Raw genomic sequence first — 13,323 nt, 5'->3', positions numbered from 1 at the left:
AGAGAAATGGATAAAAGTTCGAAAAATAATCGATTGAGACTACCCTCCACAAGCCCCTTCCGTGCCCTGACTCGTGCGCTGTTTGCCCATGTTCCCGGGCTGCGCACGGCACTGGGTGCCACGTGCATGGTCATCGGGCCTTCCTGTCCCCGGCGGAACGGCAAGCTCGAACGCTTCAACCGCGCCCTGCGCTGCAAAGCGAACCTCCTGCGCTGCAAAGAGGATGGCGGCCCGCGGCGGGTCGCACCAGCAGTACCGAACGCTGCGCGCACCATCGGACGCTGCGCTGCGCTCGCGCCTTGGCCTGGGCACGACACCAGTGAATGCTGCCGCGCCACCGCGCTGCACGCGGTGCACCCACTCCTTCCAGTCGATTGCCGCCAGCCCGGTGGCCGGCTTCATCTAGCGCGTGAGCGCGAACCTGCTCGCGCCTCGGACGCTGGCGCTGACGACGGCCTCGAGTGGGCCCCGGGCGCCGATGAGCGCCTTCCAGACGACCGCTGCGAGGACGAAGAGGCAGGCGTGCAGGGCGAACTCCGCGCCGCCGCCCAGTGCGCGGGCGGGGCAGAAGAGGTCGGCGGTGAGCGAGACGAGCACGACGTGGGCGGTGTAGATGCTCAGCGGCATCGAACCCGGGGCACTGAGCGGAGGGCACCAGGCGAGGCCGGTGCGCCCCCAGCGCTGCTCGATGGCCAGGGCCGCGGCGCCGCAGCCGCCGAGCACGGCGACGGCGATCCCCGCCGTGGACACCATGTCGAACGGAGTGCCCGAGTGCGGGCCGGCGATGGTCAGCCACCACCACGTGTCCGTGGGCGTGATGCCGTAGCTCGTCTCCCCGAGCGCCTGGCGCAGCGCGTCCGGACGCTGCGCCGTGGCGATCTCCAGGGCCGTGCGCCCACCGGCGGACAGCAGCAGCGACGACGCGCTGAGGGCGAGGACTGCGCACGCCCCGCCCGCGGCAGCCAGCCCGAGCGCGCGGCGCACGCTGTGCCAGTCCAGGCGGGCCACGAACATGCCGAGCACCACGTAGCCCATCCACTGCAGCACCGGGTAGTAGCCGGTGAGCACGAGCGCCTGTGCGAGCCACGGCAGGTCCACCGCGGTGGCCAGCGAGGGCACGTCGTAGGCAGGTGAGAGGCCCCAGGCGCGGCGGATGGCGAAGCTGAGCACCGGAGCGGCCGCGAGCCAGACGGGGGCGAGCACCCCGAGCAGCCAGGTGGGCGCGCGCAGCAGGGGCACGGCCAGCACGAACATGGCGCCGTAGTTGACGAGGATGATCGCGATGCCCGAGGGCAGGGAGCCCAGCAGCAGCCCGATGAGCGCGATGAACACCCCGCGCACCCCCAGCCCCGCGGCGGCCGCAGTCCAGCCGCGGGCACCCGGGGCCTCCAGGACGCGCCGCGTGGACAGCACGGTGGACACCCCGGCGAGCACCGCGAACAGAGCGGCCGCCCGGCCGGCGATGACCGCCGGGAACACGGGATCGCCGGCCGCGTCGGAAAGGGGCATGACGTGCGTGGCGATCATCCCGAACAGCGCGATCCCGCGCGCGGCGTCGATGCCGATGCTGCGCCCGGGCGGAGCGAGACGGAGGACCGTGGAGCTCACTGGGCTCGCATGTCCATTCACGCTGAGCGTACCCGGCGCCGGCAGGTGAGTGAGGCATAGAGCAGCGCGACCAACGAGAGGACGGTCAGTCCCGTCGAGGACGGCCACGCAGCGCTCACCGCGAGCGCAAACACGACCAGCAGGAGGGGATCCTGCAGCATCCACACGAGGACGCGCACACCCGCGATATCGCCGATCGCAGTCGGGATGGGTTCGACCAGCGACGGCGGCAGCGGCGGCGCGAGCAGCCCGCGCAGGCGGAGGGCGCAGAGGGGAGCGATGAGCAGGCCGGCCCGCACTGGGTTCGCGACCGCGGGCGAACCGGGCGGCACCGCCCACGGTCCAATGCCCTCCCTGTCAAGAACCAAGGCTGCGACCGAGGAGAGCCCGACGGTCGTCACAGCGATCAGAACCGGGACAAACAGTGCCGCGGCGAGCTGCCAGCCGGGTGGGATTCCGAACAGGCTTTCGGTTCCGCTGTGAGCCGCCTGGACCATGGCAGCATCGAACGCCCGCTGGGCACCGCTCGCCAAGAAGGCAAACCCCCCGAGCGGCAGCCAGAGGAGCCCCTCGCCGACCACGGGCGTCAGCAGCAGGCAACCGATCGCCCCGGCCGCCGCGAGCATTCCGAGTGCACAGGCAATGGGCCGTCGCCGCGCCGAGACCAAGTGGGTGCCCACCAGGTGCCAGAAGCCCGCAGGCACTAGGCGGCCACTGCGCTTGCCTTCTCGGGTGGGCGCGGTGCCGAACAGCGGAGACGGATCGGGCGGCCGCGGCGTCTCACCCAGCGCCGCCCGAGCCGCCCCGGCGTCTCCCACCGCCAGTCCGACAGCGGCTGCGGTGCGCCGGAGTACGCGTTGGCACGCGGCTGCCTCGTCCACGCGGAGTAAGCGGACCGGAAGCATGATTGCGGCAGCCTGGATTGCACATAGGACGCCTGCGATCGTACCGAGGACCAGTGCGGCGAGGGCGTTCGCAGGCTCCGTCGCGGGGCTGGTGCCGACCGCACCGACGCGCTCGGTCAGCAACGCTAGCCCGGCAGTCACCCCTACGCCCAGGCTCACCGCAACAACTGTGGACACCCGAGGCCGGGCAACGGCGCAGACGGCTGCTCCCGCGGGGGCAGCCGTGCCTGCCGCCGCGGTGCACGGCACCCACGCGGCTGCACCCGGCCACCCCGCGGCCCAGCAGGCACAGCCAACTGCCGCGCCCACACAGGCGGCACCGAGCATCCACGGCCAGACCCGCGATCGCACAAACCCGCCGCGAGGCCGCGGTGAATCGAAGACCATGCGCAGCTCGAACGCGCGCGGGAGGGGTAGGCCGAAGGCGCATCCCACGACGGCGCCGAGCGCGGCGGGGGCCAGGAGCAGCAACCCCAGCCCCACACCCGTTTCGCTCAGGCCCAATGTCCCTGCGCGGGGAGCGCCGACGAGGGCTGATCCCAGCTCACGGTGCGTCGCCAGCGCGTCGGTCAGCGCCCACATCAGCGGCCCTCCGATCACCACCGCCGCGAGTACGAGCGCGTAGATCTGCCCGGCCGCTCCGGAGCGGCCCATTCCGCGAGGCGCCGTGCAGTGGAGACGGTGTGCCCGCGTTGCGCCGCGGGCAAGGCGCGGCGGCCCGGTCGCACTGGGTGAGACGTCAGCGGGCCCAGTCATGCGCGTTCCGCGCTCACCGGAACCTCGGCGCTACCGAGCGCAGCGACGAGAGCCTCGGAATGCGTAGCGACGAGCACGGCCGTGCCGGTCGCCATTCGCGCTCGCAGGGCGGTCGCCACGGTGAGGATTGCGGAGCGCGCCAGGCGCCGCTCCGGCTCATCCAAGACGAGAAGCGTCGCCGGGCGCACGAGGGTCAGCGCAAGCACGAAAAGTTGGCGCTGCCCCGAGGACATCTCGTGCGGCAGGCGCCGACGAAGCCCGGCGATCCCCAGCTCGTCCAAGACGCTCTCGCAGGCCTCACGCGCGTGCGAAGCCGGACGACCCCATGTGCGGCTCACCGTGATGGCGTGCTCAAGCACGGTCAGACCCGTGTCAAGGACGGGCTCGCCCAGTTGGGCCGCGACTTGCGCGCGGAAGCGTGCCGAGCGGCGATCGGGCGGAGCGCCGCAGACCAGCACCTCTCCCCGGGTGCGGCGCAGACCGGCCACCGCCTCGAGCGCAGTGGTCTTCCCCGAACCGTTTGTCCCTCGAAGCGCCACGGCGGCTCCGCGCCCGAGGGCGAATGAAACGGGCGCGAGGCGACCCGGGACCGTGATGGCCCGGGTGACAAGCGGCCGGTGGTCCAATACGCATCCTCTAAACGGGGCAAGGGGGTGGTCGAAGCTGTGGGGACATTGTGTCACGCACCGCGCCGCCCTGCCCCCAACGCGCCGCGGGCGGCGTCCGTTGGGGTCAGCGCACCGGGCACGGTAAAATCGCAGTCATGGCGATGATGACGGACGGAGACGCACTGACGGCACGGCAGGCCTTCGGCTCGGTGGGCACGGCGATGGTCACCCCCATGGACGAGTCGGGCGAGATCGACTGGGCCGCAGTCCGCGCGCTCGCCGCCCGCCTGGTGGACGGCGGCAACGACTTCCTCGCCGTCTCCGGCACCACCGGCGAATCGCCCACCACCAGCGACGATGAGAAGCGCCGACTGCTCGACGCCGTGCTCGACGAGGTGGGCGACCGCGCCCGCGTCATCGCCGGGATCGGCACGAACGACACCCGGCACACGCTCGCGCTCGCCGCGGCCGCGCGCGAGGCCGGCGCCAACGGCCTGCTGCTCGTCTCGCCGTACTACTCCAAGCCCCCGCAGAACGCGATCGCGGCCCACATGCGCGCCGTCGCCGATGCCGCCGAGCTGCCGATCATGCTCTACGACATCCCCGGCCGCTCCGGGGTGGCACTGGCCGAGGACACGCTGCGCGACCTCGCCGGGCACCCGAACATCCTCGCCGTCAAGGACGCGAAGGGCGACCTCGAGTCCTCCGCGCGCCTCATGGCCGAGACCGACCTCGCCTACTACTCCGGCGACGACTCCCTCAACCTGCCGCTGCTCGCTGTGGGCGCCGTGGGCGTCGTCTCCACGATCGGCAACGTCGCCCCCGAGCGCGTCGCCGCCCTCGTCGCCGCCGTCCAGGACAACGACCTCGACACCGCGCGGCGCCTGAATGCGGAGCTCCTTCCGCTCATCGACACCATCATGAATCACCTGCCCGGGGCCGTGTCGGCGAAGGCCGCACTCGAGCTCATGGGAGTGATTCCCCATCGCGCAGATCGCCTCCCGCTGCTTCCCGCAGACGGGGAACAGCTGGCGTTCCTGCGCAAACGACTGACAGAAAGCGGGATTCTTTCGTGAAGACCCTCCTGGAAACACCCGGCCCGCCCCCCAAGGCGGACCCCGAGGCGATGCGCATCGTCGCGCTCGGCGGCCTCGGCGAAGTCGGCCGCAACATGACCGTCTTCGAGTACCGCGGCAAGATCCTCATCGTCGACTGCGGCGTGCTCTTCCCCGAGGAGGAGCAGCCCGGTGTCGACCTCATCCTGCCGGACCTGTCCTACCTGGACGGGCGCATGAACGACATCGTGGGAGTCGTGCTCACCCACGGCCACGAGGACCACATCGGCGCCGTGCCCTACCTCCTCAAGCGCCGCAACGACATCCCCCTGCTGGGCTCGACGCTCACCCTGGCGCTCATCGAGGCGAAGCTCAAGGAGCACCGCATCAAGCCCGTTACCCGCGTGGTGCGCGAGGGCGAGACGGACCAGCTGGGGCCCTTCGACCTCGAATTCGTGGCCGTCAACCACTCGATCCCCGACGCCCTGGCCGTGGCCATCAAGACCGGAGCCGGCACCGTGCTGCACACCGGCGACTTCAAGATGGACCAGCTGCCGCTCGACCGCCGCATCACGGACCTGCGCTCCTTTGCCCGCCTGGGCGAGGAGGGCGTCGACCTCTTCCTCACCGACTCGACGAACGCCGAGGTGCCCGGCTTCACCTCGCTCGAGCGCAACATCGGGCCCGTCCTCGAGACGATCTTCGGCAAGGCCGACCGGCGCATCATCGTCGCCTCGTTCTCCTCGCACGTCCACCGTGTGCAGCAGGTCCTCGAGGCCGCCAGCGCGCACGGGCGCAAGGTCGCCCTCGTGGGCCGGTCCATGGTGCGCAACATGAAGATCGCGCAGGAGCTGGGCTACCTCCACGTGCCCGACGGCGTGCTCATCGACATCAAGGACGTCGACAAGCTGCCCGACGACCAGGTGGTGCTCATGTGCACCGGCTCGCAGGGCGAGCCGATGGCCGCGCTCTCGCGCATGGCCAACGGCACCCACCGCGTCGAGGTGGGCGAGGACGACACCATCGTGCTCGCCTCCTCGCTCATCCCGGGCAACGAGAACGCGGTCTTCCGCGTCATCAACGGCCTCATGCGGCTGGGCGCCAAGGTCGTCCACAAGGGCAATGCGAACGTCCACGTCTCCGGCCACGCCTCCGGCGGCGAGCTCCTCTACGCCTACAACATCGTCAAGCCCAAGGGCGTCATGCCCGTGCACGGCGAGTGGCGCCACCTGCTGGCCAACGCCAAGCACGCGGCGGACACCGGTGTGCCGGAGGAGAACATCGTCATCGCCGACGACGGCTGGGTCGTCGACCTCAAGGACGGGCGCGCGCGGGTCGTGGGCGCCGTCGAGTGCGACTACGTCTTCGTCGACGGCTCCTCGATCGGCACCATCACGGAGTCCGACCTCGAGGACCGCCGCGTCCTCGCCGGCGAGGGCTTCGTCTCGATCGTCACCACCGTGCGGCCCGAGGACGCCACGATCATCACGGGCCCGGTCATCAAGACCCGCGGCGTGGCGGAGGAGGACTCCGTCTTCGACTGGATCCAGCCCAAGATCGCCGAGGCGATCACCGAGGCGATGCAGGAGGGCGTCAAGGACGAGCAGAATCTCCAGCAGGTCATCCGCCGCACGATCGGCCGCTGGATCTCCTCGAAGCTGCGCCGGCGCCCCATGATCGTGCCCACGGTCATCGTCGTCGACCGCGAGGGCCGGGAGATCGGCGGCAAGCCCAAGCAGCTCGAATCGGGCCGCTCGGGCGGCAGCCGCCGCCGCAAGCGCTGAGCGCACCCGGGCGCTGGGCGCCCGCACTCCACCGCCGCCGAGGCGCGGGCCGAGCATCGCCTGGCCCGCACCTCGGCGGCGGTGCTGTCTGCGCGGGCCGGCCCGCGCTCAGGCGCCGGGCGCAGGACAGGGCCGCGCCCCGGGGAAGGGGGAACGCGGCCCTGCCGGCCTGGGCTCAGCTCGCGGGGGAGCTGAGGTCGTAGACGGTGGTGCCGCCCACGGTGGTGGAGGTGTAGTTCGCCGCCACCCACTCGCTGATCGCCTGGGACGACGAGCTGCCGCCGCCGGGGCCCCCGCCCATTCCGCCGCCGCCGATGAAGTACGAGACCTCGCCGTCCTCCACCATCTGCTTGAACTCGTCGAGCGTGGGGTAGGGGTCCGAGCCCATCCAACCGCCGATGTCGAGCACCTCGGTGTCCGAGGAGATCATGAGCTGGGCGGCGCTGTTGGCCCCCACCGTCGCCGCGGAGTAGCTCCCTGAGGCCGACTGCAGCAGGCTGACGAGCTCGCTCGACGCCTCGCCGCCCATCCCGCCGCCCCCGCCGCGGCTCGCGTCGCCGGCGTCCTGGGAGGCACTGCCGGACGCGTCGGTGGATGCGTCGCCGCCCTGGGAACCGCCCTGGGTGCCGCTGCCGTCCCCGGCCGCGGTGTCCGCATCGCCAGCGGTGTCGGCATCGCCGGTGGTTCCGGCACCGCCGGGGGCACCGCCCCCGCCGCCCGCCTGGCCGCCGCCCATGCCGCCGCTGCCGCCCCCGGCGGCTGCCGGACCGGACGTCGGGATCGAGCCCTGGTAGGCATTGCCGATCGAGGCCGCCGACCAGGCCGCCGTGCCAGCCCCGCCGAACAGCAGGGCCGCGGCGAGGACCCACGCGGTGAGCGTGCGGCCCGAGCGCAGGCGGATCCGATCGGCGCCCAGGAGCAGTGCGATCGCCGTGACGATGCCGCCGGCCAGGATCGCCCAGCGCAGCCACGGCAGCCAGTCCGCCGCGGTGGTGGCGAGCAGGTAGTACGACATCCCGGCGGTGGCCGCGAGCGCGATGGCGAGGCCGATGCGGGCCGCGAGCCCGCCTCGGCGGCGCCACAGGAGCCCGGCGCCCAGCGCCACGGTGCCGGCCACGGCCGGGGCCAGCGCGACCACGTAGTAGGGGTGGATGGTGCCCTCCATGAAGGAGAACACGGCCGCGGTGACGACGAGCCAGCCGCCGAAGACCAGGAGGCCGGCGCGCTGCGGGTCCGTGCGCGGGCGCCGGAGGGTGGCCCAGAGGCCGCCGAGCAGCAGGACCCCTGCCGCCGGCAGCAGCCAGCCGATCTCCGGGCCGAACGAGGAGTTGAGCATGCGCAGCAGCCCGGCCTCGCCGCCGAAGCCCACGTTGCCGCCGCCTGCGCCTCCACCGCCGTTGCCGGAGCCGCCGAAGATCCGGCCGAACCCGTTGTAGCCGAAGACGAGCTCGAAGAACGAGTTCGAGTCCGTGCCGGCCATGTACGGCCGCGCATCGGCGGGCCACAGGTAGAACAGCGCGGCGTAGGCGGCGATCGGCGCGAGCGCACCGACCGCCCCCGCGGCCAGGCCCGCGAGCCGGCGGCCCAGGCCGCCCTGGGCCGCGATGAGGAAAGCGAGGCCGAGCGCGGGCAGCGTGAGGAAGCCCTGCAGCATCTTGACGAGGAACGCCAGCCCGATGACCGCGCCCGCGGCCAGCATCCACCAGTGCGCGCGGTTCGCCGCGGCGCGGTGCAGCCCGTCGCCGGCGGCATGGACCCGCCCGGACTGGATGGCGCGCACCGTGAGGTAGGCGGCGAGCGCCAGGCACAGGGTGAGCATGGCATCGGGGTTGTCGAAGCGGAACATCATGACCGCCACCGGGGTGAGCGTGACGAGCCAGCCCGCGAGGAGGCCCGCGGGGCGCCCGCCCAGCCGCGCGACTGTGAGATAGGTCAGCCAGACGGTCGCGATGCCCATGAGCGCCTGGGGCAGCAGCACGGTCAGCGAGCTGAACCCGAAGACGCGGGCGAACAGCGCCGGGATCCACAGGGCGGCCGGCGGCTTGTCGACCGTGATGCCGTTGTTCGCATCGAGCGAGCCGAACAGCCACGCCGTCCAGTCCTGCGAACCCGCGCGGATCGCCGCGGCGTAGAACGTGTTGCCGTAGCCGGAGGCGGTGAGGTCGTACAGGTAGGCGAACGCCGCGCCGGCGAGCATGAGCAGCACGCCCGCGCGCAGCCAGCCCTCCCGGCCGCGCCAGCCGTCGCGGCGCAGCCAGGAACGCAGCCCGTCCGGGCGGGGCGAGTCCCCGCCGTCGGGCCCGGGGCGCTGGCCGGCGCGGTGCTGGCCGGTGCTGTGCTGCCCGCGCCGGGCACCGGTGCTGTGGGGTGCGCCCGCGGGGGATGCGCTCCCGTTCGCGGGGGTCGAGTCCGCGCGCCGGCGCTCGGCGCGCTCGGCCCGGCGCGCCCGCGCCGCCCCGACGACGCGCAGCGCCTGTGTTCTGCTGCCTGTTCTGCGCGGGCGCAGCCGCCCCGCCGTGTGCTCAGTCATGCCGCCAGTGTCCCGACGCGCCCCAGCCGCGCGATGAGCCGAGGCTGTGGACCGGCTGTGAGGCGGTGCGCCGCTCACCCGTCCCAGTGGGCGGCGAGCTCCTCGGCCGCTGCGCGCAGCTGGGCTGCGACCCTGGGGTAGATGCTCGGCACGAGCCGCGAGGTGGGCGCCGAGGCGGAGATGCCGGCGGGCGCGGGACCGCCGGGCACCGCGACGGCCAGGCACCGCACCCCGGCCTCCTGCTCCTCGTCGTCGAGGGCGAAGCCGCGCCCGCGGCACTCGCGCAGCTCGGCCATGAGCCCCTCCACGTCCGGGGCGGGAAGGCCGGAGGCCGCGCTGCGCTCCAGGGCGGCGCGGATCTTCGCCTCGCTCATGGTCGCGAGCACGGCCTTGCCCACGCCCGTGTTGAAGCAGGGGACCTGGCGGCCCACCTCGGTGAACATGCGCATGGAGCGCGAGGAAGAGGCCTGGGCGACGTACGTCATCCGCGTGTGGGAGTAGAACGCGAGGTTGACGGTCTCCTGCAGGGCGGCCGCGGCCCGGTCGAGGATGGGCTGGACGGCGAAGCCCGCCTGCTCCGCGGCGTCCGTGCCGAGTCCCACGAGCCGCGAGCCCAGGGCGTAGCGGCGGTCGGCGAACTGGCGGACGTAGCCGCGCGCCATGAGCGTGGCGAGGATGCGGTGCACGCTGGGGGCGGGCAGTCCCACCTCGGCGGCGAGGTCCGTGCCGCGCGCGCTGCCGCCCATGCGGGCCAGGGCCTCGAGGACGTCGAGGGTCCGGTCGACGGACTGCACGCGGGCGGGGGAGGCGGAGGACATGGCTCCCAGTATGCGCGGGGATTATGTTCAGCGGAATAAGATTTCCGCATCGCGGAAAACTGCGTGTGGTGGGAGTCTCCCGAATGCTACGTTGAGCCCGTTGCCCAACCGCCCCGATCGCATGGGAGAGCCGATGGAGACGGAGCTCGCCGAGCTCGAGGCCCAGCTGCCCGCTGGCTGCCTCATCACCAAGCCGGAGACCATGGAGGCCTACCGGCGCGACCGCGCGAACGACCCCCACCCCGGCATGCCGCTGGCCGTGGTGCGCGCCACGAGCACCGCGGACGTGCAGGCCACGGTCCGCTTCGCCGCCGCCCACGGGATCCCCGTCGTGCCGCGCGGGGCGGGCTCGAGCCTGTCGGGCGGCAGCACCGCCGTCGACGGGGGGATCGTGCTCAGCGTCGACCGGATGCGCGAGATCACGATCGACCCCGTCACCCGGACGGCGTTCGTCCAGCCCGGGGCCCTCAACGCCGAGGTCAAGGCGGCGGCCGCGGAGCACGGCTGCTGGTACCCGCCGGACCCCGCCTCGTTCGAGTTCTGCTCGATCGGCGGCAACGTCGCCACGAACGCCGGCGGCCTGTGCTGCGTGAAGTACGGCGTGACCACCGACTACGTGCTGGGCATGACGGTCGTGCTGGCCGACGGCCGGGCCGTCACGCTGGGCGGCCCGCGCCTCAAGGACGTGGCGGGCCTGTCGCTCACGAAGCTCTTCGTGGGCAGCGAGGGCACGCTGGGCATCATCACCGAGGTGTGCCTGCGCCTCATCCCGGCCCAGCGGCTGCGCACGACGCTCGTCGCGACGTTCCCCACGCTCGACGACTCGACGAACACGGTGCTCGAGATCACGAAGACGATGCGCCCCTCCATGTGCGAGTTCATGGACCGCGTGACGATCAACGCCGTCGAAGACGATGTGCACATGGGCCTCGACCGCGACGCCGAGGCGATGCTCATCATCCAGTCCGACGAGCCCGCGGAGCACGCCGGGCGCGAGATCGCCGACATCGAGCGGATCTGCCGGGACAACCACGCCGGCGAGGTGTTCTCCACCGACGACCCCGACGAGGGGGAGCAGTTCATCGCCGCGCGCCGGCACGCGATCCCCGCCGTGGAGAAGACCGGCACGATCCTCCTCGAGGACGTGGGCGTGCCCGTGCCCCTGCTGGGCCGGCTCGTCGACGGCATCGCGGAGATCGCCGCCCAGCGCGACGTGACGATCGCGGTCATGGCCCACGCGGGGGACGGCAACACCCACCCGCTCGTCGTCTTCGACCCCACCGACGCCGCGCAGGAGGAGCGCGCCCACACCGCCTACGGCGAGATCATGGACCTCGCCATGGGCCTGGGCGGCACGATCACGGGCGAGCACGGCGTGGGCCGGCTCAAGCAGCCGTGGCTCGGCGCCTACCTGGGCGACGACGTCTACGAGCTCAACCACCGGATCAAGGCCGCCCTGGACCCCCAGGGCATCCTCAACCCGGGCGTCGTGTTCAACCGCGAGCAGGCGGCGGCCGCGCCCTCGGCCGCCCACGACCCCAGCGCCTCGGCGGCCGCCTCCTAGCCCAGGCGCCCCGCGCGCCGCGCAGACCACCCCGACCCACCCGAAAAGAAACCGAAGGAGAACCATGGCAGAGCTCACGCTCCCCGACGGCCTCGAGATCACCGGGCAGCTGCCCGACGGCGCCGAGAAGGTGCTGACCCCGGACGCGCTCGACCTCATCGTCGACCTCCACCGCCGCTTTGAGCCCACCCGCCAGGAGCGCCTCGCGGCGCGCAAGGAGGTCCAGAAGCACCTGGACTCCGGCGGCGAGCTGGGCTTCCTCGACGAGACGAAGGCCGTGCGCGAGGACGACTCGTGGACCGTCGTGGCCCCCGCGCCGGGACTCGAGGACCGCCGCGTGGAGGTCACCGGCCCCACGTACACGAAGATGACGATCAACGCGCTGAACTCCGGCGCGAAGGCCTGGCTGGCCGATCAGGAGGACGCGAACACCCCCGCCTGGGAGTCCGTGATCGGCGGCCAGCTCAACCTGCTCAACGCCATCAACCGCGAGATCGACTTCGTCGCCGAGGAGACCGGCAAGGAGTACAGGCTGCGCCCCGACGAGGAGCTGCCCACGATCATCGTGCGCCCCCGCGGCTGGCACATGGGCGAGAAGCACATGAAGGTCGACGGGCAGGAGGTCTCCGGCTCGCTCGTCGACTTCGCCCTCTACTTCGCCACGGCCGGGCGCCGCCAGCTCGAGAAGGGCCAGGGTCCCTACTACTACCTGCCGAAGATGGAGTCCTACCTCGAGGCGCGCCTGTGGAACGACGTGTTCTCCTACTCCGAGGAGAAGCTGGGCGTCGAGCACGGCTCGATCCGGGCCACGTGCCTCATCGAGACCTACCCCGCGGCCTTCCAGATGGAGGAGATCCTCTACGAGCTGCGCGACCACTCCGCGGGCCTCAACGCCGGGCGCTGGGACTACATCTTCTCCGTCATCAAGACCCACCGGAACAAGGGCGCGGACTGGATCCTGCCCGACCGCAACCTCGTGACGATGACGGTGCCCTTCATGCGCGCCTACACCGAGCTGCTTGTGCGCACGTGCCACAAGCGCGGGGCCCACGCGATCGGCGGCATGGCCGCGCAGATCCCGTCGAAGGACGAGGCGGCCAACGCCCAGGCGTTCGAGAAGGTCACCGGCGACAAGACCCGCGAGGCCGGCGACGGCTTCGACGGCTCGTGGGTGGCCCACCCGGGCATGGTCGACATCTGCAAGGAGGCCTTCACGAAGGTCCTGGGCGAGGCGCCCAACCAGCTCGACAAGAAGCGCGAGGACGTCTCCGTCACCGCCGCGGACCTGCTCAGCGTCAAGGACACCCCCGGCGATGTCACCGAGGCGGGCCTGCGCGCCAACGTGTCCGTGGGCATCCAGTACGTCCAGTCGTGGCTCAACGGCAACGGCGCGGCGGCGATCAACGGCCTCATGGAGGACGCCGCCACCGCGGAGATCTCGCGCACCCAGGTGTGGCAGTGGCTGAAGTTCAACACCGAGCTGGCCGACTCCGGCGAGCAGGTCACCCGCGAGCTCGTCGAGCGCATCATCGACGAGGAGGTCGGCAAGCTGCCCGGCGGCCGCGAGGCCTACGGCAAGGCCACCGACCTCTTCGCGAAGATGGCCACGGACGCCACGTACTACGACTTCCTCACCCTGCCCGCCTACGAGCTCATCGACTGAGCGGGCCCGGACGGGCGCGCCACCGGCGCGCC

9 protein-coding genes are annotated in these 13,323 nt (G+C 72.2%); 4 read left to right on the top strand and 5 right to left on the bottom strand.

The window, feature by feature from the left end:
- Positions 1–402 precede the first annotated feature (402 nt).
- The 3 genes from BRM1_RS05135 to BRM1_RS05125 all read right to left on the bottom strand — a co-directional run bounded on the left by BRM1_RS05135 (position 403) and on the right by BRM1_RS05125 (position 3,895).
- Positions 403–1,608 (bottom strand): heparan-alpha-glucosaminide N-acetyltransferase domain-containing protein, encoded by a 1,206-nt coding sequence (locus BRM1_RS05135; protein ID WP_268528953.1) that lies wholly within the window; start codon positions 1,606–1,608, stop codon positions 403–405.
- Between the two features lie 17 nt (positions 1,609–1,625).
- On the bottom strand, positions 1,626–2,489 hold the full coding sequence (locus BRM1_RS05130) for a hypothetical protein (protein WP_268528950.1): 864 nt from the start codon (positions 2,487–2,489) through the stop codon (positions 1,626–1,628).
- 776 nt (positions 2,490–3,265) lie between these two features.
- On the bottom strand, positions 3,266–3,895 hold the full coding sequence (locus BRM1_RS05125) for an ABC transporter ATP-binding protein (RefSeq protein WP_160953454.1): 630 nt from the start codon (positions 3,893–3,895) through the stop codon (positions 3,266–3,268).
- Between the two features lie 137 nt (positions 3,896–4,032).
- On the opposite strand from BRM1_RS05125, the gene dapA reads away from it, so the two are divergent.
- Entirely contained in the window at positions 4,033–4,953 is a 921-nt protein-coding gene (gene dapA, locus BRM1_RS05120) for a 4-hydroxy-tetrahydrodipicolinate synthase (protein ID WP_268528948.1), read from the top strand.
- A gap of 50 nt (positions 4,954–5,003) precedes the next feature.
- Positions 5,004–6,716, top strand: a complete 1,713-nt coding sequence (locus tag BRM1_RS05115; protein ID WP_268529717.1) for a ribonuclease J — start codon at positions 5,004–5,006, stop codon at positions 6,714–6,716.
- A 175-nt stretch (positions 6,717–6,891) separates the two neighbouring features.
- On the opposite strand, the gene BRM1_RS05110 is transcribed toward BRM1_RS05115, so the two are convergent.
- The gene (locus BRM1_RS05110) at positions 6,892–9,246 is read right to left on the bottom strand and encodes a glycosyltransferase family 39 protein (protein ID WP_268528946.1); all 2,355 of its coding nucleotides are present in this window, start codon (positions 9,244–9,246) and stop codon (positions 6,892–6,894) included.
- A 74-nt stretch (positions 9,247–9,320) separates the two neighbouring features.
- Positions 9,321–10,064 (bottom strand): IclR family transcriptional regulator, encoded by a 744-nt coding sequence (locus tag BRM1_RS05105; protein WP_268528944.1) that lies wholly within the window; start codon positions 10,062–10,064, stop codon positions 9,321–9,323.
- A 133-nt stretch (positions 10,065–10,197) separates the two neighbouring features.
- On the opposite strand from BRM1_RS05105, the gene BRM1_RS05100 reads away from it, so the two are divergent.
- On the top strand, positions 10,198–11,628 hold the full coding sequence (locus BRM1_RS05100) for an FAD-binding oxidoreductase (protein ID WP_268528942.1): 1,431 nt from the start codon (positions 10,198–10,200) through the stop codon (positions 11,626–11,628).
- Between the two features lie 64 nt (positions 11,629–11,692).
- Positions 11,693–13,291: a malate synthase A gene (aceB, locus tag BRM1_RS05095; protein WP_160953449.1), complete on the top strand. Its 1,599-nt coding sequence runs from the start codon at positions 11,693–11,695 to the stop codon at positions 13,289–13,291.
- The last annotated feature ends 32 nt before the right edge of the window (positions 13,292–13,323 follow it).

Source organism: Brevibacterium sp. BRM-1 (assembly GCF_026802075.1).
In the GTDB taxonomy this organism is placed as follows: Bacteria; Actinomycetota; Actinomycetes; order Actinomycetales; family Brevibacteriaceae; genus Brevibacterium; species Brevibacterium rongguiense.
This window is presented reverse-complemented; position numbering and strand designations above follow the sequence as displayed.

Excerpts from the sequence above, each read along its gene's own strand:
- dapA (WP_268528948.1), top strand. The coding sequence starts at position 4,033 with ATGGCGATGATGACGGACGGAGACGCACTGACGGCACGGCAGGCCTTC.
- aceB (WP_160953449.1), top strand. The coding sequence starts at position 11,693 with ATGGCAGAGCTCACGCTCCCCGACGGCCTCGAGATCACCGGGCAGCTG.
- BRM1_RS05110 (WP_268528946.1), bottom strand. The coding sequence starts at position 9,246 with ATGACTGAGCACACGGCGGGGCGGCTGCGCCCGCGCAGAACAGGCAGC.
- BRM1_RS05100 (WP_268528942.1), top strand. The coding sequence starts at position 10,198 with ATGGAGACGGAGCTCGCCGAGCTCGAGGCCCAGCTGCCCGCTGGCTGC.
- BRM1_RS05105 (WP_268528944.1), bottom strand. The coding sequence starts at position 10,064 with ATGTCCTCCGCCTCCCCCGCCCGCGTGCAGTCCGTCGACCGGACCCTC.
- BRM1_RS05115 (WP_268529717.1), top strand. The coding sequence starts at position 5,004 with ATGCGCATCGTCGCGCTCGGCGGCCTCGGCGAAGTCGGCCGCAACATG.